Below are 23,922 nucleotides of genomic sequence, written 5' to 3'. Positions count from 1 at the left end.
TTATCATTTTTTGAAATGGGTAAGTTATGTTTTTATATAGTTAAAATCCGATGTATTAATATATATCGTGCAATAGATATTTTTTGAAATATTGAATTAGACAGGTAAGAATAGAATTTAATTTTAACATTATTTAAGTAATTCTTCATGATATTTAAGATAGTAAAATAAAAAAATTAATAGCCATGTTAGCATATGAATATTGAAAATACTTAACGGTATTGTTTGATTTAGTTATCAAAACAATGAAAAAACATAAAGTTTTTTTAATGGTTGCATAATATAAAACTCACATCAAAACCAATAATATTCAGAGGAAAATATAACAGTTAATTTTTAAGCTTTAAGTTTCCTATCTATATAAATTTTAATTTAATTAAACAATCAAGTATAAAAATAATATTTTACAAATAAAAAAAGAGCTTCGATTTTTATACGGAGCTCTCAAATTTAATTCGATTAAATATATTCAATCACAATGCACGTAAAATTGCCTCAACACTTGTTTTAGCATCACCAAATAGCATTTGTGTATTCTCTTTAAAGAATAATGGGTTTTGCACACCGGCATATCCGGTATTCATAGATCGTTTAAAAACAATCACATTTTGCGCTTTCCAAACTTCCAATACAGGCATTCCAGCAATCGGGCTGTTTGGATCTTCCTGTGCCGCAGGGTTCACTGTATCATTGGCACCAATAACCAAAACTGTATCTGTTTCAGAAAAGTCATCATTAATTTCTTCCATTTCTAACACAATATCGTAAGGCACTTTAGCTTCAGCCAATAATACGTTCATATGACCAGGCAAACGCCCTGCCACTGGATGGATACCAAAACGCACGTTAATTCCTCTTTCACGCAATTTTGCTGTAATGTCATGTACCGGATATTGTGCCTGAGCAACAGCCATTCCATAACCTGGAGTAATAATAACTGAAGTAGAATTCTTCAATAGTTCAGTAACATCTTCTGCGGTTGCTTCACGATATTCTCCCATTTCCTGATCATCGTCCGTTGAAACACCATCACTACCGAAACCACCGGCAATAACACTAATAAAGGAACGGTTCATCGCTTTGCACATGATATAAGAGAGGATCGCACCAGAAGAACCGACTAAAGCACCAGTTACAATCAGTAAGTCATTACTCAACATGAAACCTGCCGCAGCGGCCGCCCAACCTGAATATGAGTTCAGCATGGAAATAACAACCGGCATGTCTGCCCCGCCGATGGATGCCACCAAATGCCAACCAAAAGCTAATGCGATTACCGTCATGATGAGCATGGTGAAAACCTGTAAGCCGATGCTTTCTGTTTTGATAAAGCTAATCATCAACACAAAAGAGACAACCAAAGCCGCCAGATTAAGTTTATGGCGATGTGGTAACATCAATGGCTTGGATGAAATTTTTCCGCGTAATTTACCAAATGCAACAACCGAACCTGTGAAGGTTACAGCCCCGATGAAGATCCCAAGGAAAACTTCTGTCAAATGAATATGTTCCATAATGGCATCAGCAAAAATATCGTGGGCCATAAAGCTATTGAACCCAACCAGAACAGCAGCCAAACCAACAAAACTATGTAAAATGGCGACTAATTCCGGCATTTCAGTCATCTCTACTTTTTTAGCAAGACGAGTTCCAATAACTGCCCCAATAATCATTGCCAGAATAATCCAGCCAACGTTACCTGTATCCGGCCCTAAGATGGTTGCAATCAGGGCAATTGCCATCCCGGTTATGCCAAAGAGATTGCCTCGCTTGGAACTTTCATGGCGAGAAAGCCCTGCAAGACTGAAAATGAATAAGATAGCGGCAACAATATATGCCGCAGTGACTACTCCATTCGACATAAGTTACCCCTTATCCTTTACGAAACATTTTTAGCATACGTTGTGTCACAGTGAACCCGCCAAAAATATTGATACTGGCAATCAACACTGCAATGAAAGAGAAGAAACTTACCCATCCACCTTCGCCTATTTGTAATACCGCTCCAACCACAATAATCCCGGAAATGGCATTAGTGACAGACATTAATGGAGTATGTAATGAATGGCTGACATTCCAGACAACGTAATACCCAACCACGCAAGACAGAGCGAATACAGTAAAATGGGACAGAAACTCTTTCGGAGCAACGTTTGCTAACCAACCAAAAAGGATCATGGCCAATGCCAGTAACCCGTATTTCAACCACGGAGATTTAGGCGCTTCCGTCGGTTTAATTGCTTTCTTGGTAACATCAGGTTTGGAAGGTTGCGCTGAGACCTGAATTGGTGGCGCAGGCCAGGTAAGCTCTCCTTCTTTAATAACAGTGACACCACGAATAACAATATCATCGAAATCAATGGCAATTTTGCCATTTTTCTCTTTGCACAGTAATTTCATCAGATTAACTAAGTTGGTGCTGTATAACTGTGATGATTGAGTAGGTAAACGGCTAGGTAAATCAGTATAACCAATGATCTTGACGCCATTATCTGTCACAACAAGTTTATCGGTTTCTGTAAGTTCACAGTTTCCTCCATTTTGTGCAGCCAGATCGACAATTACACTCCCCCGTTTCATCGACTCTACCATTTCTCTGGTAATCAGTTTTGGTGCAGGTTTACCCGGAATCAATGCGGTTGTAACAATAATGTCAACTTCTTTTGCCTGAGCGGCAAACAGTTCCATTTCAGCCTTGATAAAGGCTTCTGACATCACTTTTGCATAACCATCCCCACTTCCCGCTTCCTCTTTGAAATTTAATTCCAAAAATTCAGCGCCCATACTTTGAACCTGTTCTTTAACTTCCGGACGAGTATCAAAAGCACGGACAATCGCACCGAGACTACCTGCCGCTCCGATAGCAGCAAGGCCAGCAACACCAGCACCAATAATCATAACTTTAGCGGGTGGTACTTTACCGGCAGCAGTAATCTGACCAGTAAAGAAACGACCAAATTCATGAGCGGCTTCAACAATGGCCCGATAACCAGCAATATTAGCCATTGAACTCAGGGCATCTAATGATTGGGCGCGGGAGATCCGTGGGACGGCATCCATTGCCAGAACAGTTATTTTGCGTTCTGCAAGTTTTTCCATTAATTCAGGATGTTGCGCTGGCCAGATAAAACTGATTAATGTTGCGCCTTCCTTCATTAATCTAATTTCTTTATCTTCTGGAGCATTTATTTTAAAAATAATATCTGATTGCCAAACTTCATGATGCTCTGCGATATCAGCCCCGGCTTTTTGATAAGCAACATCATCAAAACTGGCAAGAGATCCTGCTCTTGTTTCAACTGTTACATTAAATCCTAACTTCCGTAGTTGCTCCACTGTTGATGGTGTGGCAGCAACGCGAGCTTCATTGGGGAATTGCTCTTTTGGTACACCAATATGCATAATGTTTCCTTCTCTAAGGATAAAATATTGCTGATTATTACCTGTTGGAGCCAATTTAACGATTAGATTGTTTTTATTACTACTATCAGTAAAATCTATCAATGAGAAATATCAACAAAAATATCAAATGATAACAAGTGAAATAATACCATTAAGGTAACATAAGGATTCTGAAAGACAATATTTATGAAAATAAAATAACCTTCAATGTAATCGATGATTGTTTTTATATAAATGACTATTTTCATTAAAATTCTTGGCGTCATGTGCCAAAAACAGATAAGCAGTTATTTAAATAGAATAAATTCTTGCGACAATTGGCATTATTAATGTAATACTCATGTCAATAAAGGTGAGGTTAAAAAGGAAGGATATTCACTATAGGGCAGAAATCTGCCCTTTTGCATAAATGGGGTTTTAAAGCCCAACTCACCAAACAAGGAATTCTACACTTATATCCATATACGATGAACTTCCGTAAACTTTACTCTGATTACAGTCGGTATTTCCACAAGTAGCGCTCTTGACTATATTCTGACACCCTTTGATTACCGTATACCAGCCTAAATCACTTATATCGTACCCGCGCTCAAATCTCAAAGCACAACTCGTAGAGCCACTAGACACTGACCACTCAACCCATTTAGGCCTAAGTGTGCAAGCACTAAATAAATTATCATTGTCTTGCAAATGAATACCTTGCTGGTTACCGGGCTGAATCCTTACCTGATCTGCACCACTATCATACATACAGTCGGTGCTTCGTTTAACTATCACGAGCTCATTTACAGAAGAAGAAAGATTTTTAAATTCCATATCATAGTCAGCAGAAAGAATCTGTTGTTTCTCTGGATTGGTGTTTTCTTCAACCGCGAAAGCAAAGGATACCAGTAAACAAGTTAACATGACGAAAATGGCGTTAGATAATATTTTCATACTTCCCCCTTTTTTTGATGAAATCGTTCAAAATAAGAATTCTTATTACTTCATCATTAATGGAGTACTGAAATGATAACTGCTATCTCATATAAGTTATTCACCTATCTGTTTTAGTATAAGTAAACTGCTCTGATAAACGTAATTCAAAAATCCACAGGTAAATGAGGTAGTTTGATATCCTACTGTATCGTTTTGTAAATATTACATATCTATCAATGCATCAAAAGGTGAGATTTCTTACATTTATCTAATTCATTGATTTCACTTAATTCTGTCACAGAACCAGACATTAAGGAAATCAAGAAGTTAAAAGACGAAGAGGAAGCGTCTTTGCCAAGTTTTATCACCAATGGGAGTAGATTTTATTGATGCCCTATCAGCCATTCTGTGCCACCCTAATTAAAGAAACACCCTGAACTAGTTTATTGATGTTCACAGGCGGAGAAGTCTCCTACCGCCTTCATGTTATTTAGCAATATGTATTGTTGATGAAATGAGGGAATAGATATGCAAGATAAAGAGCTTGAAACACAAGTCTTAAAAGATAAGGGGCTTGTTATCGTTCCAACTCCGGAATATGTCAAAGAAACAATTGAAGAGCATGCCCTAAGTCGCAATCATCCAGATGCAACGCTGCAAGATAAAGGGTTTGTTATTCTGAGCAATGATGTCAGTAGTGATAGCGAAACTATGGCAGCAACACCAAAAGCAGTGAAAGCAGCATATGATTTAGCAAACAACGCAAATAACAATGCCAATATTCGTTTGTCTAAAGACCTGAACGGGGCTGATATTCCTGATAAAGCGGAGTTTGTGAAAAACCTCGGCTTATCGGATACGGTGAAACGGGTGGAACGAGCGATATTCGTGGTTGAACGCGGGCAAAACGCGTCGGGTTCGTGGGTGATATGGTCAGATGGTGCAATTGAGCTGTTTGGTCGGGGGATATCGATAGCGGGGCTGGCGACCGTACGTTTTCCCATAGAACTACCCCGCACCTCGCATGATATCAGCATAGCTGAGCATATCGCGAGAGACCCTGAATCAAAAAATGTGGGGCATGTATCAATGGTTATTGACGAAACAGTAACCCGTTTGGGTTTTCAGGCCCGTTGCCAGTATTTTAATGGTAATGCGTCAACTAACAGTTTTACCTGGAGATTATATTGTGCGCCTATTTAACTCATACACGATGACTGAGGTTCTGCCATCCATTCACGATACGACAGAAGCAATTGAATTACCGGATGATTGTTGGTTTTTCCGCGAACGGAAAATACCACTGGGGAAAATGCTATCGGTTAATGAGGCAGGTGAACCCATTTTGATTGATGCACCAACAGAATAATAATCAGGGGTGATATGCCCTGATAGTTACTCTGATTCAGCGAACCTGTCCTGTAAATATTCGATCAGTTTAATTGTTTGCCTGCTCTATTAATTCATTAGTCGCTGAAATAATGGGTCTAATATTACTAGATCATGAGTATCTTTTAAGCTGGTTGTTGGATATGTACCAATATCAATCCGATCTCCTTTTCCATTCCAATGATACCCAAATTAAAATATAATTTTCCTTTAGGTGTCATACGAACAGACAAGCCGCCTCTATCGGATTTAGTGATCACTCTTTCTTGGAGTTTATTATTGGTAGAGCGGGACCATGAGTCTGTGATTGCCATATTATTTCCCTCAATTACAGAGGTGACAATGGAAAGATAATAATTTATTATCATATAGATAAGTGAAATTCCATGAATTAATATATAAACGTAAGAATATATAGCATTAATATATGTAATAATTACGCCCCATGTGATACAGAACAATGTTCAGCACGTTATAAATATTTTAATGCGCAAGGCGAAAGGATTTTTTATGAAGCTGAAGACCACGATCATCGCAACTGTGATGTTCTCATTAACAACAATTACCGCAGCACATGCAGCAAAAGAATTAACACCAGAGCAAGCTGCTGAACTTAAGCCATTTAAACGAATCGCTGTCACCGGACGTTTTAATGCAATTTATGAAGCAGCCGATGCGGTTTCCCGTCAGGCTGATAAAAAAGGTGCTGATAGTTTCTATATTCAGAGTCTAGACGATTTCAATGGAAGTGGTAATTTACGTGTTGTTGCTGATTTGTATCATAAAGATGCAAAAAAAGTAGACAGAACCACTCGTTATAACATCTATCGTGGGATCAAAGAATTACCAAAAACCGAAGCTGTCACTCTGGAACCTTTCGATACGATAACAGTAAATGGTTATTTTCCAACTGACCCTGATCTAAAAGAAGCTCTTGCCAAAGCAGCTAAAAAGAAAAATGCCGCTTCTTTCTTTATTGTTCGTGATATTACCCCAAATAATGGTGGTAACCAGGTAGTTACAGCTTACATTTACAAAGAAGATGCACCGAAACGCCAAGTACAATCTGATAAGGCAGTCATCCCAGCCGATTCCGATGCGGGCCGTCAGTCTTTGGCACAAGGTGGGGAAGCTGCTGAGAAAGTTGAAATTCCGGGTGTTGCCTCGTCAACATCAACCAGTAATGTTATTGGTCGCTTTTTTGAGACCCAGTCATCAAAAGGCGGACGTTACACTGTAACCTTGCCTAATGGAACAAAAATTGAAGAATTGAATAAAGCATCTGCGGCTCAGATGGTGCCTTTTGATTCCATCACTTTCTCTGGCTATTACACAACTGCACCTGAAGTATCTTATCAGGTCGCTAAACGTGCAGCAGAAAAAGGGGCGAAATACTATCATATCACGAGAGAATGGCAGTCTAATGGTGGCAACGTTACCATTAGCGCAGATTTATTTAAATAATCAATTTTTTTCTCAAATCAATTTATAAAAGAAGCACACATTATTAGGTGTGCTTCTTTTTCTTCTATAGATCGCTTTTGTCATATCCATAAAATTCATTATTTAACCTTCATTTACACAATTTTCATAACTGTTTATTATTTGATTCACCGAGGTAAATTCAAATTTCCCTCATTAAAACTGTTTATATTTTGAACACCTACTTGTTTCTTAAGAGCATAAGAAGAACAGAAAAGTCATTTGTAATTTATTTAGAGGAAAATATATTTTTATGCATAATTTTTATGTTTTTTTGCATAGTCACCCATTGCATACACCCCCTTCACTCCGTAGAATCGCCCTGTTTTTTAGTTTTAACTACTGAATATTTCTGCATTCCGTAGCATGGATGCAATAAATGTCCAATATGTGTTCGATATTCAGGATAAGTATTCTGGCTAATCGTGTTGATTTTATCTTACTTTTAGGAACGTATCTTTGGAAAAGAAATTAGGCCTTACGTCTCTAACAGCACTCGTACTTAGTTCTATGGTTGGAGCGGGTGTATTCAGCTTGCCACAAAATATGGCATACGCAGGTAGCCCAGCGGCATTAATGCTTGGTTGGGGGATCACAGGCATAGGTATTCTCTTTTTAGCTACGTCTTTACTCTTGCTCTCTCGTCTCCGCCCTGATTTGGACGGTGGTATCTTTACTTATGCTAAAGAAGGGTTTGGTGAATTAGTTGGCTTTTGTTCTGCATGGGGATATTGGTTCTGCGCTATTATTGCCAATGTTTCTTATTTGGTGATCGTCTTTGCGGCGTTAAGTTTTTTTACTGATACTGAACATTCCGTGATTTTCGGTGATGGAAATACCTGGCAAGCGTTGATTGGTGAATCAATTTTACTTTGGTTCGTTCACTGGCTTGTGCTCAGAGGAGTACAAACGGCAGCAGGTGTCAATCAATTAGCTACAATGGCAAAGCTGTTACCTCTAGGAATGTTTATCGTTCTGGCTGTCATCGCTTTCAAGATAGACGTATTTACATTCGATTTCACCGGCGTTGAGATGGGTGTCCCCGTTTGGCAACAAGTCAAAGATACCATGCTGATAACCTTATGGGTGTTCATTGGTGTTGAAGGTGCAGTCGTCGTTTCTGGCAGAGCCAAAAAACGTAAAGATATTGGTATTGCGACTATACTGGCTGTTGTCTCAGCATTAGGTGTTTATGTGCTTGTTACCCTACTCTCATTGGGATTAGCTACCAGACCTGAATTAGCTGTAATACGTAACCCTTCTATGGCACATTTGATGGTAGGGTTAATTGGCTCAGCGGGTGAAGTTATTATTGTTGCTGGTTTAATCGTTTCCGTCTGTGGTGCTTATCTGAGCTGGACAATAATGGCGGCAGAAGTCCCTTTTATTGCTTCTCTGCATGGCTCATTTCCAAAGGAATTCAGCAAACAGAATGATAAAAAAGCACCTGCTTCCTCGTTGTGGATCACAAATGGAGCCATTCAGCTTGCATTGGTCTTGATTTGGTTAATTGGCAGTAATTACAACACATTGCTTTCTATTGCATCAGAAATGATACTTGTTCCTTACTTTTTGGTTGGTGCATTTTTAGTAAAAGTAGCATTTGAGCGTAGTAATCGCGTTTTATTGTTCATCGCTATCGGTGCTTGTACCTACGGTTTATGGTTACTTTATGCTTCAGGTTTAATGCATCTGCTACTTTCTGTTATATTGTATGCCCCTGGATTATTGGTTTTCCTATATGCACGGAAGCAAAATCAGGAATGTAATGGCCTAAATATGTTAGAAAAATCTGCGATTGTTATTTTATTACTGACAACGATTCCCTCTACATGGTTACTGATTCATTAAATCCTATTCTTTGCATTCATTAACTATTTATTAGTCTAAATCACCTATCTGCTAAGATCATATGGAGAGAAGTTTGCTTCTCTCCTGCTCTTTTCCCCTGCTTTCTTCGTTTTTTGAAATGATATCTTGCTAAGCTTTTTTACTTGGTTGGTAGGTATTTTTATGTTTTATTGAATAAGTATGTTGTAACTAATATGGGATTTTAAGATCAAAAAATATTCTATACATAAATATTTATTCTGTTTTATTGTTACAGGATTTTTTTAAGTCTCCATTACACAAATTATGCTATGTCAGTTATTATTGACTATGAGTTAATTTATGTTAATTACATTAACTTTTGATCTTGAAAAAATCGGTTTTATCATCTAACTAATATTAAATATCTAGCATTAACCACGTGAGTGGAATATTCATCACAAATAAATAATATTTAGTGAAATATATAGTAAAAATATAAAATCACAAATTTATTTCCTCCAGTTTTCTCCAATTAATAATTAATCTTATAAAACAGAATAAAAACTCATTTACGATTAAAAAAACACTCTATTTTATGAATTACAATGCTATTAATGGAACGTTATCAGAGTAAAGCTCCAAATATTGTGCTTTGTTGAGTTATTATTTTGATCTTTGTTCATTGGGCGCTACTATATTCTTCGAAATATCTGTCAGATAGAAAATATTAATATCATTTTTTACCATCTTTCAGGTATCAACTTAGACTACTCATTTGCTGTATTATAATTGTACGGCTTTAATGTTAATTAAATCAGCTATATCCCTGTTGTATTACTACACCAGGGATGGGATATATTAAAAATGAAAACCAAGTTAATTATTTCATCTTTATTTGTTTCATCTGTATTTATGTCTCTGGCACATGCCGCAAATGGTAATATTCAAGATGGAGAAATCAGATTTACAGGAAAAGTTATTGCCGATGCATGTAAAATTGATTCAACTTCTAAAAATCAAACTGTAAATATGGGAACGATCAGTACAAATTCATTTAGTGGGGTCAATAGCACGGCAGCCGCAACACACTTCAGCATTAAGCTGACTGACTGTCCAAAAAACAATCAGTATGCAAGTGTTAAATTTGATGGTCAACTCGATAATATTAATAATACACTTTTAGCATTAGACAATTCAAAGCCTGGAGCCGCTGACGGGATTGCTGTTGGTATTTATGAACAAAATAGCAATACGCCAATTCCTATAGCAAAAGCCTCCTCTCAAAAAATTATTGAAAATCAAACGATTGAAATGAATTTCATTGCTAAATATGTTGCAACCAAACAAACGGTTATTCCTGGTACTGGTAATGCGATAGCTAATTTCACTATCGTTTACAACTAAAATACATATAGCAAGAATTCCTGATAAAAACACTATTGCCATTTACTATAACCAGTGAGTGGTAATAGTGAGATTAATATATAACCATAAAAAATAACATTACCCGGAGTATCTATTTTGAAATACTTTCGTATTTTTATTCTTATTATCATCTACATATTCAGCGCTAATGTTTCTTTTGCTGGTGTCGTTATTGGTGGCACTCGTGTTGTTTATAACAGCGATCGAAAAGAAGCATCAATTTCTATCAGTAATCCAGAAACAGATGTTTCTTATCTTATTCAATCATGGGTTCAGGGAGAAAATGATGCAACTAAAGTACCTTTCATTATCACTCCCCCACTCTTTAAATTAACAGCAGGAAATGAAACAGTATTACGAATTGTAAAAACTGGAGATAATTTACCCAACGATAGAGAATCCCTTTTCTGGCTTAATGTTAAATCTATTCCCGCAATAGTAAAATCTGAACAAAATCAGTTACAAATCATAGTAAAGTCAAGATTTAAACTATTTTATCGCCCTGCTGATTTAACAGACAATGCAAGTATTGCTTATAAGGAACTGAAGTTCAAAGTTGAAGGCCATCAACTGACAGCCGAAAACCCGACACCATACTATGTTTCGTTTTCTTATTTAAGTATTGGAAATAGTTCAAAAAATCATGAAATACAGCCTGCTGGCATGATCGCTCCTTTTGGTCAGTTAAGCTGGGATATTCCTATTAAGAATATCAATCATGTTTCCTGGAAAACCATCAACGATTTTGGTGGGGTAACGCCAGAAGAAAAATATACATTTTGAGTATAACTTTCATACAATCTATCAAGATTAGAAAATGATTATGGATAACAGCGGTCATTATCTTCAACATAATATTTCTGATAATTTGGTGTTAATTATTAAACCCATTAAGCTGTTTTTATGTGCACTAGCAACTATATGGCTTTTGATTTCCAATAAGGTTTATAGCGAAGAATATTTCAATATCAATGCGCTGGAGAGCCTCTCTGGTCTCCCGGAAGATATTGATCTATCGATTTTCATGCAAGATGATCAACAACCACCGGGCCGCTATTGGGTTGATATTTATCTGAATCGTGAAAAGATAGATACTGGAAATGTTGATTTCGTTATCGTAAATAATAAGTTATCACCCAAGATTAGACTTAAGCAACTCAAAGAGATGGGCGTAGATATTGATTTATTTCCATCTTTATCCGCTTTACCACCAGAAACTGAAATTACAGATCTTGGTCAGTATATTTCTGCGGCATCATCTTCTTTTGATTTCAACAAGCAACGGTTAGATATCAGCATCCCCCAAGCAGTTCTGCATAATAAGGCGAGAGGTTATGTTCCTTCTCATCTGTGGCAACAAGGATTAACGTCTTTACAAGTTAATTATAGCTACAGTGGCTCGACTAACTGGCTGGATGGTCAGCCCGGATCAACCAGCAATAACTTTCTCAACCTCAGAAGTGGTGCTAACTGGGATGCCTGGCGTCTACGAAATTATTCCACTTACAGTAGCCAAAACAATAAGTGGCGAAGTTTGAGCACTTACCTGCAACGTGATATTCATGTTTTAAAAAGCCAACTAATATTTGGTGACAGTTATACACCTTCACCCATTTTCGATGGGTTTCAGTTTCGTGGTATGCAATTAGTTTCAGATGACAATATGCTACCTGATAGTCTCAGAGGATTTGCACCAACAATACGAGGAATTGCCCAAAGTCATGCCCAAGTCACCATCAAGCAAAATGGTTATATTATCTACGAAACCTATGTTTCTCCCGGCCCTTTTATTATTAATGATTTATATCCAACAAATTCCAGTGGTAATTTAGAAGTTATTGTCAAAGAAGCTGACGGGAAAGAGCATCATTCTGTACAACCTTTTTCGGCTGTGCCTGTTATGTTACGAGAAAATAGTCTGCGCCACTCTTTGACATTGGGGAAATATCATTCACCCACTCACCGTGGTAAAGAACCATACTTTATGCAAGGTACGGTCACCTACGGGGTTTCCAATAATATCACTGTATATGGTGGAACAATTCTCTCAAAAAAATATCATTCTATTGCATTGGGCACAGGTTATAGTCTCTCTGATTGGGGGTCATTTTCTTTTGATGTGACTCACGCAAGATCAGAACTCACCCCAAATATTTACTCATCCGGGCAATCATATCGGTTTCAATATGCAAAAGATCTTACCCAAACAGGTACTAATTTCACTTTAGCGGGCTATCGTTACTCAACGCATGATTTTTATGATTTTAAAGAAGCTAATGAGTTTAATATTACCAGCAATAATAGCTACAGCCCCAATAAACGCAGTAAACTGCAATTGTATCTCAATCAATCTTTAGGAAATTTAGGTGGTATTTATTTATCTGCTTTTCAGCAAGATTATTGGTCACAAAAAGGTCATGAAAGAAATATCAGTGCGGGTTACAGTACCAGCCACAACTCGATCAATTACACATTGAATTACACATACAGTAAGCTGCCGAGCACAAATCATAATGATCAGATTTTATCACTCAACATACAAATTCCTCTTGAACGCTGGCTGAAAAATAGTTGGGCAAGTTATAGCCTGACTAACAACAGAAAAAGAGAAACATCTCATCAGGTCAGCTTAAATGGTACAGCGCTGGAAGATAACAATCTGACTTATAGTCTTCAGCAAAACTACACTAACCATAACAGGAGTACTGGCGGGAATATAAGTGCAGAATACAAAGGCGCTTACGGTCAGGTTAATGCGGGTTATAACTATGATAAACAATCCAGACAATTAAATTATGGTTTAAATGGTGGAATAGTTGTTCATCCTTATGGCATCACTTTCTCTCAATCATTGGGAGATACATTGGTGTTAGTGCGAGCCAATGGCGCTAAAGGCGTTAAGATCCAGAATCACACCGGTATCGCAACTGACTGGAAAGGTTATGCCATTGTTCCTTATGCCAGTAGTTATCGTAAAAACCGTATCTCTTTAGATACTTACTCAATGGGAGATAATGTTGATATCGATATCAATACGCAAACTATCGTCCCTACCCAAGGCGCACTGACTTTAGCCAATTTCCAGACCCGTATTGGTTATCGGGTGTTACTAATGCTTTCTTACAAAGGCAAAGAGATCCCATTTGGAGCAACAGCCACATTAGTGCAACAAAATGAGTCAGATGAACCCAATAGCACCATTGTCAGTAATGATGGACAGGCGTACCTCAGCGGTATTCCTAAGTCTGGGCAGATATGGGTGAAATGGGGCCACAAAGATGCTCAAGAATGCCGTGTTGATTATCAACTCCCGGAGAAAACACCAGAATCTGGCCTGTACATACTGAACGCCACTTGTAAGTAACAGAAATTGAGCATTTATTTGATATTTTACATATTATGGAAACGAGTTATGGTTAATGGCTTAAAATTATTATTGGCGAACATATTTATCATCGGCATGATGAGCAGTTTTGCCAGCGAGGCCAATTATGAGAGTTATGATTGTCGATATTCGCCGGGTTTTCATTCCGGCACAACACGAGTCTCTTTTGGCTCTCAAATAGTCATACCCAAAAATCATCCCATTGGAACAACGATAAAGGAAATCCGTTTAGATCAATTGGATACAAAAGGTCATGTCGTTTATTGCAATAGATTAGTTCCTACATCATGGGATAAACCCGATTTTGCTCCTGCACATTATAATAATGATGCAATTTATGAATCCGGTGTACCGGGTGTCGGAATCCGTATCAATAACTGGGGGCCGACTAACTATGGTATTGATTGGTTTCCTCGAAAATCAACTACCCCATTCACCTGTTCTCCCCCTCCTCGGTGGCCTGATTACAAATATTATTGTGGCCAAACATGGGGGTATTTGACGGTTCAATTAATCAAAATTGCGCCCACTACAGGTTCAGGGGTAATTGAAGGACGGATCCTAACCAGAGCCAGATTTGGGTACGGCAGTATTGTTCACTCTTTTTATTTAGCAGAAACACGTGTTGTTACTCCGACTCCGAGTTGTTCCCTCGCTCGTAAAACAACACTAGTCAATATGGGAGAAATCAGAACGAGTGAATTTCGTGGTATAAACAGTACCGCAGGGACAAAAGATTTCCGCTTAGAATTTAGCTGTGATCCAAACGCCAAAGTCAACATAATACTGGATGGACGCCCGGCAAAAAGTGGCATCAATAATACCTGGGCATTGGATTATGGTAGTGACAACGTCACAGCAACAGGAATCGGTCTGCAAATTTTGTTTTATAATCAACTATTAGAGATACGTAAACCGATTAAAGCAAATGCTGAATACGTCACACACTTTTCATTTCCACTGCAAGCACGCTACATTCAAACTCACCCTCGGATCACACCCGGAAAAGCGGATGTAACAACAACAATTACGTTGACTTACGAATAAATAAGAAGTTAGAAATGGGGCTATAGCACTTTAACAATCAAAATGCTAAGCCCCAAAAACATTATGCAGCAATACTTTCCATTGCTTGCAAAATACGCTTATCAGATATCGGATACGCTGTACCCAATTGTTGAGCAAACAGGCTGATACGCAGTTCTTCGATCATCCAGCGTACTTCTTTCACTTCTGGCAATTGTTTTTGCTGGACAGAAAGTTTCGCTAACCACTGCTGCCATTGTTGCTGGATATTTTCAATCCGGCTCATGTGTGCCCTATCCTTGTTTGGATCAATCGCCAGTTTTTCCAACCGACGTTCGATACCATTCAGATAACGCAGAACATCCGCCAGACGTTTCCAACCGTGGGCTGTGACAAATCCTTTAAAGACCAAACCGGAAATTTGTTCTTTAATATCGGATAAAGCCAGTGCCAAAGCGATATCAACCCGCCCTTTCAAACGCTTATTAATAGCAAAAACCGTCGTCAAGATCTGTTCTACCTGTTTGGCTATTTCAACCACTGTGTCATTCAAATCGGCGCGAACTTTATTCTGTAAACTTGCAAACGCCTGTTCATTCCATGCCGGTCCGCCATTTTCTGCGATTAATCTGTCCACACCACAGGAAATACAGTCATCAATCAAATCCAACACTTTTCCATACGGGTTGAAATAGAGACCAAGTTTGGATTTATTCGGTAATTTTTCGTGCAGGTATTTAATCGGTGAGGGAATATTCAATAACAGTAATCGACGAGTTCCCTCCCACATGGCATTTTGCTGTTCAGATTCCGTTTCAAACAATTTAATACCAATACTGTCTTTCTCATCCACCAACGCAGGAAATGCTTTAACAGAATAACCACCACGTTTCTGCTCATAGCGTTCAGGCAGCTCACCAAAGCTCCAGATATGTAGCCCGCTTTGTTCGATACCATCATCTGCTACCGCCGAAAGTGTTTCCTGTACTTTATCTTTCAGTTTCAACTTCAATGCCGAAAGATCTTTTCCTTCCGCCAGGGTTTTATTTTTTTCACCAATAATGCGGAAAGTCATTTTCAAGTGGTCAGGAACCTGCTCCGGTTGCCATTCATCACGTGACACCGTCACACCTGTCATGCGACGAAGTTCTTTCTCAAGACTATCCAGCAAGGTCGCCTGTGGCTGCGTTACACGCTCCAAAAATGCCTGCGCATAATTAGGTGCGGGGACAAAATTACGCCGGGTTGGTTTCGGCAACGATTTAATCAATGCTACAACCAACTCACGACGAATTCCTGGAATTTGCCAGTCAAAACTTTCATCCCTGACCTGATTTAATACCGGTAACGGAATATGTACAGTGACACCATCCGCATCAGTTCCCGGTTCAAATTGATATGTTAAACGGAATTTCAAATTACCCTGATGCCAGTAATTCGGATAATCCAACGCACTGATTTTATTGGTATCGCCTTTAATCAACATGCTCTTTTCAAAATTGAGCAGTTCCGGCTGATCTTTACTTACCGTTTTCCACCAGCGATCGAAATGACGGGAAGAAACCACGTCTTTGCCAATTCGTTGATCGTAAAAACTAAATAAAGTCTCATCATCCACCATAATATCCCGGCGACGAGATTTATGTTCCAGCTCTTCAACTTCTTCACGTAACTTGAGATTAGCACGGAAGAATGAATGACGCGTCTGCCAATCCCCTTCCACCAGCGCATGGCGGATAAATAATTCACGGCACAGCATCGGATCAATCTGGCTGTAATTGACCAAACGACCAGTCACAATCGGTAAACCATATAATGTCACTTTTTCCGATGCCATGACCGCACCTTGAGATTTCTGCCAGTGCGGCTCACTATAGTGACGTTTGATTAAATGCGCCGCCAGAGGCTCTATCCATTCCGGTTCAATGCGCGCAGCAATACGCCCCCAAAGTCGACTGGTTTCTACCAATTCAGCGACCATCGCCCACTTAGGCGGTTTTTTAAATAATCCAGAGCCGGGAAATACAGAGAACCGGGCATTACGGGCACCAGTATATTCCTGTTTCTCCACATCTTTCTGACCTATGTGAGATAATAACCCTGTCAGTAACGCAACATGAATGCTGCGATAATCCGCTTCCTGACTATTGACTGGAATACCGATCTCTTTAACGACCTGCCGGAGCTGAGTGTAAACATCCTGCCACTCTCTGACCCGCAGATAATTCAGGTAATCCTGACGACAAAGTTTGCGAAATTGGGAACTGGAAAGTGCTTTTTGCTGTTCAACCAGAAAATCCCACAATTTTAGAAAAGCAATAAAGTCAGAGTCTTTATCAGCAAAACGACGATGTTTTTCATCCGAAGCCTGCTGTTTTTCCAGTGGCCTTTCCCGCGGATCCTGAATGGATAGTGCTGAAGTAATCACCATCACTTCCCGCACACAACCATGAGCTCTTGCTTCCAATACCATACGAGCTAGACGAGGATCGATAGGCAATTGTGCAAGCTGTCGTCCTATTTGTGTCAGCCGGTAAATCCCGCCAGATGAGGTTTCCGTATCAATGGCACCAAGTTCTTCCAACAAACGGACACCATCCTGGATATTGCGTTTATCCGGTGCTTCAACAAATGGAAAAGCACTGACATCACCTAAGCCAATCGACGTCATCTGCAAAATAACCGATGCCAGATTGGTACGCAAAATTTCAGGATCGGTAAACTCTGAGCGAGATAAGTAGTCTTCTTCTGAATAGAGTCGAATACAGATCCCATCAGAAACACGACCGCAGCGGCCTTTACGTTGATTCGCTGATGCTTGTGAAATTGGCTCTATTGGCAAACGTTGAACTTTAGTCCGATAGCTATAACGGCTAATACGTGCATACCCGGTATCGATGACATATTTAATTCCAGGAACAGTCAATGAGGTTTCTGCAACATTAGTTGCCAGTATAATGCGCCGCCCAACATGTGATTGGAAGATCCGGTTCTGCTCGCTATTGGACAGGCGGGCAAACAGCGGCAACACTTCAGTATGCGGAAAATTCTGTTTATTGAGTGCATCCGCAGTATCGCGGATTTCCCGTTCTCCACTCATAAAGACCAAAATATCACCAGAACTTTCCCGGCTTAACTCATTTACCGCATCAATAATAGCTTCCAACTGATCCCGATCACTGTCACTATCATCACCAGCCATCGGACGGTAACGGACTTCCACCGGATAAGTACGGCCTGACACTTCAATAACCGGAGCATTATTGAAATGGCGGGAGAATCGCTCAGGGTCGATAGTTGCGGAGGTAATAATGACTTTCAGATCAGGGCGTTTCGGCAATAACTGACGCAGATAACCTAATATAAAATCAATGTTCAGACTACGTTCATGTGCTTCATCGATAATCAGCGTATCGTATTGTAATAGCAAACGATCCTGCTGCAATTCGGCCAGCAAAATACCGTCAGTCATCAATTTGACCAACGTATTGTCGCTAACCTGATCATTAAAGCGAACTTTGTAACCCACTGTTGAACCCAGTGGTGTTTCCAGTTCGTCCGCAATACGGCTGGCAACCGAACGAGCCGCTAAACGACGGGGCTGAGTATGACCAATCAGCCCTTTAACTCCTCTGCCTAATTCAAGACATATTTTCGGGATCTGGGTGGTTTTACCGGAGCCTGTTTCCCCTGCAATAATGACAACCTGGTTATCCCTGATTACTTTATAAATATCGTTTTTCTTCTGGCTGACAGGCAGGTTTTCAGGGTATTTAATCGGAGGGCATGCAATTTGACGATTGGTAACTTTTTGTTTTGCCGTTGCAATATCCGCAGAAATAGATTGCGCTACAGCCTGTAAGGAGGCTTGATTTTTTATTTTTGCTGCTCCTTGCAGACGTTTTTTTAAACGGAACTGATCGCGCAACAGTGTGTGCTCAAGTTCAGCATATAATTCAGCAATGGGTGCTGTCAGAGGTGATTCCACTGTGATAAATCCTTGTGACATTCTTAATTGAATCGCGCTGTCTTTTTTCTTAACACCGCTTTTAGTTATGTTATTACATATTCGGCTGACAAATCTATTGTTCAATAATTTTGAACGCCAATCTCGAAATATTGAGCTATTGTCTGAATGATAACCTCACTAAAATAGCTAACACATAGAAACAATCGGCAATGTATTAGTGGCAATACATTAGTTACTGGTGTTATGAAGGAATTAAAAATGAGCAACGTATTGGTTCTAAAATCCAGCATTATGGCGCAAAATTCACAAAGCAACAAAATGGCTGACTCTTTTGTCAAAGCGTGGCAAGCCAATCATCCAAATAGTCATATTAGCACACGTGATCTGGCTGCAAATCCGGTTCCAGTATTGGATGGCGAATTAATTGGTGCGTTACGTCCAAATGGTACTGAGCTAACAGAGCGCCAGAAAGCAGCATTAGCCTTATCAGATGAACTAATCGCAGAATTAAAAGCGCATGATATTATTGTAATTACAGCCCCCATGTACAACTTCTCTATTCCAACTCAATTAAAAACCTATTTCGATTTGATTGCGCGTGCTGGTGTTACTTTCCGTTATACCGAAACAGGCCCGGAAGGTTTGCTACAAGGAAAACGTGTCATTGTGCTGAGTAGCCGTGGTGGTATTCATAAAAACAGCCCATCCGACTTGATAACCCCATACTTAAGTGTTTTCTTCGGATTTATTGGTATTACTGATGTGGAATTTGTGTTTACCGAAGGCCTGGCTATGGGTGAAGAGTTGGCAAATCAGGCACATCAGAATGCCCACGATGCGATAACTGAGATAGTCGAAAAAATAACACAAAAACAACCAGAAAAAATTGTTGCTTAATCAGGCTTAGCGCGTCAGACAAACCAATGGCGCGCTTATTTCTTCACCCAATTACCATTAATACCAAGCACAAACTCCCCGGCCTCTGCACGATTAACTAATTTTTCACCTGCTATTTTTGCCACCTGATCCGTTGTCATATTGTTCTGAGCGGCAATCTCAGCATATCTTTTTTCCCGCTCACTATTGATTTTTCTGACCACGGATAGTGCATCCTGAGAATGCTTGACCGCTGCCAGATAACCGCTAAATGTTTCTCCTACCAGACCTTGCTGTTTTGCTTCATTTAGCGTCATACCCATAGCAAAAGAGCTGAATAGCAGGCTTAACAAAAGTATTACTCCTGTTTTTTTCATATTCTAACTCCTTAGAATAAATCAGAGTTATTTTTGAGCATATCTTCAACTTGCCGATCAACTTTGATATGAATTTCATGCTCAATTTTGACATTCATATTGATATTGATAGGCTTATCTGGAGTTGCCACTTCCAACCTGACACATCCTGCCAAGCCTGAACAGATCAATACCATACCACTAATAACTATCGAAAATCTGAGTCCACTCTTTGTTATCATTTATCACTCCCGTTTTACATTAGCAGTTAACCCCGTCTGTTGACGAGGTTACAAGAATAAATGGAAACGACTTGTTTTTTTATTTCTCTTCAATGAATTCAACTGGAAAGTCGGATAGTCTTTCAAGATAGAAATAATAATATTTTCCATTAAAAACAATATCAGGAAATCCCTCAATGGACTTCCCATTCATCACACCAAGCAGGGTGTTATCATCAACTTTCCTGAAGTGATCAAAAATAGGTACACCATCATATACCATTGTTGCAGAACATTTTCCTCTAAACTCAACGTCCCAAAGAGATGCTTCACCTTTCATTAGATGATTGGAAAATAATTTCCCATCATCATTAAAACAAACCAGCGGAATTGCATCGAATTTGCTTTTAAACCATTTACCAAACCAATTTATTTTGATCAAGGATTCATGGCCCCAGTGGCCTGTGTTGAAGTCTCCACCCTTCCACTTGCTTAATATTTCATCAACCCGCGCTGCAGGGAGTGAATCAAAAAAATAAAGCAATTCGTTTTCATCTTCAATTTTTTCTCTGGAACGGAGTTCATCGAAAATCTGTTTGATGTTCATATTTAACCTCATGATTAAAAATGTATTAGCTGATCATAATAATCATTCCGTTGCTCATAAAATCAGGCGGTTCCATCAATTAAAGATCTCTAATATTCTCATCATCGGAGAGCAGGAGATGAAAGCACATCAAGTTACATTACGTCGCGGTAAGTCAGTCACGACTATAGATAAAGCCCAATTGCTTGATCTGCTAACTACATACCGAAATGTGTCATAACATGAAATATCTTCTCGGTTATTGATTTGTTCAATGACCGAGTGTTTGGTTTAGAGGTTTAATAAATGAATAATGTTAACTACCTACAAATATATTTTTTTCTAACCATTCTTCCAGATTACTGCCAAAGCGCAGACTGCGCCATAACTGGAATATATTCTCTTCATGGCGATAATTAAGTCTGACTTCTCGTTTTTTATCCACAACTGGATTGACCCCATTGATTTCTGATTGCAGTACCAAAATACCCAGATTATCAAGTGTCACATATGCCTTAGAACGACTAATTTCTAAATAACGCAACCAATCCATCGCCAAACCCGCAGTTAAGTCATTTTTCCCTATAGAATCAACCGTATCCTTGTCCAGCCTTAATGTTAGATCGCCATCATTGGCTACCCACCCTTGCTGAATAATCCACTGTTTATCATTTAATAGCACTGGCAATTCACCGCTAATTTTCCCTGACATGGCAAGTTGTTTAACTTTTAATACGTCGAATAATTTACTCACACTCAACTTGTTAAAGTTCAATACAGCGGCCTGTTTTTGGGGCAGTTGCAATTTATTTAACTTGAGTTTGCCATCCAACATATCAATATTCACATTAGACAAGGTCAGCGGCTGTATTTCAGTTGGAGGATAAAAACCTTGTAAATCCGCTGATACATTGCCCATATCAAACAACCCGTTAACAGACTTTATCCTGAGCTTAACAGATGATGTTACACCTAATTGCCAGATGTGTTCCTGTAAACGCCACGGTAACACAAAATCCACTCCATCAACGTTTCCATTCTTCAGCCACATACCCGCATTTTTTACTACCCAGTGCCCTCCGGCACGTAATCCTTGCCCTCTGACTACCGAAAATGCCGCTTGTGCATAGATATTCCCACCACGCACAGTGATCCCTAAATCAGCAGGGATCAAAGTTTGAAACGCCAGCAAAGATTGTCTCGGCCAACGCGCTTCTCCCCTTAATCTTGTACCATCCCAACGTCCATTAATGGGAATTGGCCCAATCCCCTTCCCGTGCAATTGACCGTTTAACATAAAATTATGGGGTGATTGGCCAGTCAAGGTTGCCCGGAATTCAACAGGAGGCAAAAAACCACCAGAACGAAAATCCGTTCTCAACGTCGAAAATTGCAGATCTCCCATCAATGCAGGTTTGGTGGCCGAACGTTCCCATACCAACGGTTTCATCAACTGTAAACGCGGAGCCTTCATCTGCACAAGGCCATAGTCGATAGTATCAAACCCTGTATTTAGTGCATTTACTGTTATCTGTGATTGTTTCCAGCTTCCTTTACCTGAAATATCCCATTTCGCCTTTAGTGGCGGTAAATCCCCATTTCCCCAATAGTGCCAATTCCAGTTTCCATTATCGGGTATAAAATCTTCGGCATAACCATCAAAATGCAGCCTGAAAGTTCCCCAATAACTCTCTTTTGCTGTGACTATCGCCTGTAAACGGCCAGTGAAACCATTACGGCTTAAATAAGCACCTGCCAAAGGTAAGCGGGCTTCCTTAACAGTAAAATTTTCACTGACTTTTCCCCAGATCCGGAATAGTGATCCGGGCTGGAATATAATTTTAGGTGTAGACAGTGAACCTGTAACAATTGCCGGTAACGACATCGTCATGATCATTTGCCCTCTGTTCATTTGCCCGGTTAACTGAAGAGGAATATGAGCATTCGTTAAGCTGATTGGTGTCGGTTTTATGGAAAGAACAACATTACCCTTACCAAATTTATTCTGAGTGAGCAGATTCATTCTCCCACTCACCTTCATACCATTGAATCCTTTCTCCCACTGTTCAAGGGTAAGATTCACTCCGCCGGATAATGGTTGGGACTCCGTTATCCAACGCCATTTACCATTGCGGATCACAAATTGAGATTGATTGAATGACCATGGTAATTCAGCCCATATCTGTGGTTCGTTTTTTTCATGTACGTTGAGTTGGGTAACTGTGAATTTTCCATTCTGGCCCTGCCATTCCAACGCTATCAGCAAAGGTTCAGAATACTGGCTGTCAGATAACTGAACTGCTATCCGATGTCCTTGAAGTGATGAGTCAAATTTGAGTTTTCCGGCAAATTCCTGCCATGGTGCAGGAACAAAATGATCAATGACCAATTTAATCGCCGGAATAGAAGACAATATTTCGTTAACAGATATGGATAGTGGCGCAGATTGTGTATTTGTCGCTGGTAATTGTGATAAACATGGGCCCTGACTATAAACTTCAGCAATATGTATATCCCAATAGCGCTCTGCGCCCTGCTCATTATGCGAGTATCCGGCAGACAAACCGGATATCCTGAGCAATTCACATTCTTGTATCTTCAACGATAACTGATTAATAAATAATATATTCTTTTCCAACTTTGGTTGAGTTAACGAAAGAGTCATCCCCTGTGGTAACCAATGACTGGCAATCAGTGGCAGCCAACGCGGAAGTGTGAACCAACCAATCAACACTGATAACACCAGCAGTATTATCATCACTGCGAACATTCTTAATATCCTGGTCATCTGTTCTTGAACTCTTCTTTTCAACCTGAACACAACTTCCTGTTATGATAGTCTCATATCAGACTAGTAAGTCAGTTTATTATACAGGTTAGGTATCATAGCTTAACAAGTGCTTTGTTCGAGTATAGCGAGAGATAGTGCTGAAAACCTATCTCAGCAGATGCCATTATTGCCAGCAGTTAACATTTATGTTTAGCAGAGATAAATAGTTAATACATAGCAAAGTGAATTCAACGAGTAGCTCGAATGAAATTAAGAATCACACAATCAATATATGGCGGAGATA

At 39.4% G+C, this 23,922-nt stretch carries 19 protein-coding genes; 10 read left to right on the top strand and 9 right to left on the bottom strand.

Going from position 1 to position 23,922, the window contains the following annotated elements:
* Positions 1–473: 473 nt before the first annotated feature.
* From pntB to ABLA85_RS08140, 3 genes are all read right to left on the bottom strand, one after another.
* The gene (pntB, locus tag ABLA85_RS08150) at positions 474–1,862 is read right to left on the bottom strand and encodes a Re/Si-specific NAD(P)(+) transhydrogenase subunit beta (protein WP_367962979.1); all 1,389 of its coding nucleotides are present in this window, start codon (positions 1,860–1,862) and stop codon (positions 474–476) included.
* Positions 1,863–1,872: 10 nt separating this feature from the next.
* The gene (gene pntA / locus ABLA85_RS08145) at positions 1,873–3,402 is read right to left on the bottom strand and encodes a Re/Si-specific NAD(P)(+) transhydrogenase subunit alpha (protein ID WP_367962977.1); all 1,530 of its coding nucleotides are present in this window, start codon (positions 3,400–3,402) and stop codon (positions 1,873–1,875) included.
* 429 nt (positions 3,403–3,831) lie between these two features.
* The gene (locus ABLA85_RS08140) at positions 3,832–4,338 is read right to left on the bottom strand and encodes a hypothetical protein (RefSeq protein ID WP_367962975.1); all 507 of its coding nucleotides are present in this window, start codon (positions 4,336–4,338) and stop codon (positions 3,832–3,834) included.
* A 510-nt stretch (positions 4,339–4,848) separates the two neighbouring features.
* Between ABLA85_RS08140 and ABLA85_RS08135 the strand changes: the two genes are divergently transcribed.
* Positions 4,849–5,523, top strand: a complete 675-nt coding sequence (locus tag ABLA85_RS08135; RefSeq protein ID WP_367962973.1) for a tail fiber protein — start codon at positions 4,849–4,851, stop codon at positions 5,521–5,523.
* Entirely contained in the window at positions 5,510–5,689 is a 180-nt protein-coding gene (locus ABLA85_RS08130; protein WP_367962971.1) for a hypothetical protein, read from the top strand. Before ABLA85_RS08135 ends, ABLA85_RS08130 begins: the two co-directional genes overlap by 14 nt.
* Before the next feature lie 145 nt (positions 5,690–5,834).
* Here ABLA85_RS08130 and ABLA85_RS08125 read toward each other — a convergent pair whose 3' ends face one another.
* Positions 5,835–6,023 (bottom strand): hypothetical protein, encoded by a 189-nt coding sequence (locus tag ABLA85_RS08125; protein WP_367962969.1) that lies wholly within the window; start codon positions 6,021–6,023, stop codon positions 5,835–5,837.
* 196 nt (positions 6,024–6,219) lie between these two features.
* On the opposite strand from ABLA85_RS08125, the gene ydgH reads away from it, so the two are divergent.
* The 6 genes from ydgH (at position 6,220) to ABLA85_RS08095 (ending at position 14,860) form a co-directional block, all read left to right on the top strand.
* The gene (gene ydgH / locus ABLA85_RS08120) at positions 6,220–7,173 is read left to right on the top strand and encodes a DUF1471 family protein YdgH (protein ID WP_367962967.1); all 954 of its coding nucleotides are present in this window, start codon (positions 6,220–6,222) and stop codon (positions 7,171–7,173) included.
* 477 nt (positions 7,174–7,650) lie between these two features.
* Entirely contained in the window at positions 7,651–9,042 is a 1,392-nt protein-coding gene (locus ABLA85_RS08115; RefSeq protein ID WP_367962965.1) for an amino acid permease, read from the top strand.
* Positions 9,043–9,867: 825 nt separating this feature from the next.
* The gene (locus ABLA85_RS08110; RefSeq protein WP_367962964.1) at positions 9,868–10,407 is read left to right on the top strand and encodes a fimbrial protein; all 540 of its coding nucleotides are present in this window, start codon (positions 9,868–9,870) and stop codon (positions 10,405–10,407) included.
* A 117-nt stretch (positions 10,408–10,524) separates the two neighbouring features.
* Positions 10,525–11,211, top strand: coding sequence for a molecular chaperone (locus ABLA85_RS08105; protein ID WP_367962962.1), 687 nt, complete (start codon positions 10,525–10,527; stop codon positions 11,209–11,211).
* A gap of 40 nt (positions 11,212–11,251) precedes the next feature.
* On the top strand, positions 11,252–13,792 hold the full coding sequence (locus tag ABLA85_RS08100) for a fimbria/pilus outer membrane usher protein (RefSeq protein ID WP_367962960.1): 2,541 nt from the start codon (positions 11,252–11,254) through the stop codon (positions 13,790–13,792).
* A 48-nt stretch (positions 13,793–13,840) separates the two neighbouring features.
* Positions 13,841–14,860, top strand: coding sequence for a fimbrial protein (locus ABLA85_RS08095; protein ID WP_367962958.1), 1,020 nt, complete (start codon positions 13,841–13,843; stop codon positions 14,858–14,860).
* Positions 14,861–14,921: 61 nt separating this feature from the next.
* Here the strand turns inward: ABLA85_RS08095 and hrpA are convergent, their stop codons facing one another.
* Positions 14,922–18,848, bottom strand: coding sequence for an ATP-dependent RNA helicase HrpA (gene hrpA / locus ABLA85_RS08090; RefSeq protein WP_367962957.1), 3,927 nt, complete (start codon positions 18,846–18,848; stop codon positions 14,922–14,924).
* 219 nt (positions 18,849–19,067) lie between these two features.
* On the opposite strand from hrpA, the gene ABLA85_RS08085 reads away from it, so the two are divergent.
* Entirely contained in the window at positions 19,068–19,706 is a 639-nt protein-coding gene (locus ABLA85_RS08085) for an FMN-dependent NADH-azoreductase (protein ID WP_367962955.1), read from the top strand.
* A gap of 35 nt (positions 19,707–19,741) precedes the next feature.
* On the opposite strand, the gene ABLA85_RS08080 is transcribed toward ABLA85_RS08085, so the two are convergent.
* From ABLA85_RS08080 to ABLA85_RS08070, 3 genes are all read right to left on the bottom strand, one after another.
* The gene (locus ABLA85_RS08080) at positions 19,742–20,062 is read right to left on the bottom strand and encodes a YdbL family protein (RefSeq protein ID WP_047682090.1); all 321 of its coding nucleotides are present in this window, start codon (positions 20,060–20,062) and stop codon (positions 19,742–19,744) included.
* A gap of 11 nt (positions 20,063–20,073) precedes the next feature.
* Positions 20,074–20,283, bottom strand: coding sequence for a YnbE family lipoprotein (locus ABLA85_RS08075; RefSeq protein ID WP_367962953.1), 210 nt, complete (start codon positions 20,281–20,283; stop codon positions 20,074–20,076).
* A gap of 79 nt (positions 20,284–20,362) precedes the next feature.
* A complete protein-coding gene (locus ABLA85_RS08070) occupies positions 20,363–20,869 on the bottom strand; it encodes a DUF4334 domain-containing protein (protein ID WP_367962951.1) in 507 nt (168 codons plus the stop codon).
* Here ABLA85_RS08070 and ABLA85_RS08065 point away from each other — a divergent pair.
* Complete coding sequence (locus ABLA85_RS08065; RefSeq protein ID WP_367962949.1) at positions 20,862–21,089, top strand: His/Gly/Thr/Pro-type tRNA ligase C-terminal domain-containing protein; 228 nt, start codon at positions 20,862–20,864, stop codon at positions 21,087–21,089. The genes ABLA85_RS08070 and ABLA85_RS08065 overlap by 8 nt on opposite strands.
* Positions 21,090–21,164: 75 nt before the next feature.
* Here ABLA85_RS08065 and ABLA85_RS08060 read toward each other — a convergent pair whose 3' ends face one another.
* Positions 21,165–23,618 carry a YdbH family protein gene (locus ABLA85_RS08060; RefSeq protein ID WP_367962947.1) on the bottom strand — a complete coding sequence of 818 codons (2,454 nt, stop codon included), beginning with the start codon at positions 23,616–23,618 and terminating at the stop codon, positions 21,165–21,167.
* Between the last annotated feature and the right edge of the window lie 304 nt (positions 23,619–23,922).

Origin of the sequence: Xenorhabdus sp. SGI246, from assembly GCF_040838225.1 — a bacterium.
GTDB classification, from domain to species: domain Bacteria; phylum Pseudomonadota; class Gammaproteobacteria; order Enterobacterales; family Enterobacteriaceae; genus Xenorhabdus; species Xenorhabdus indica.
Note: the sequence above shows the minus strand (reverse complement) of the source record. Positions and strands in the feature narration are given on the sequence as shown.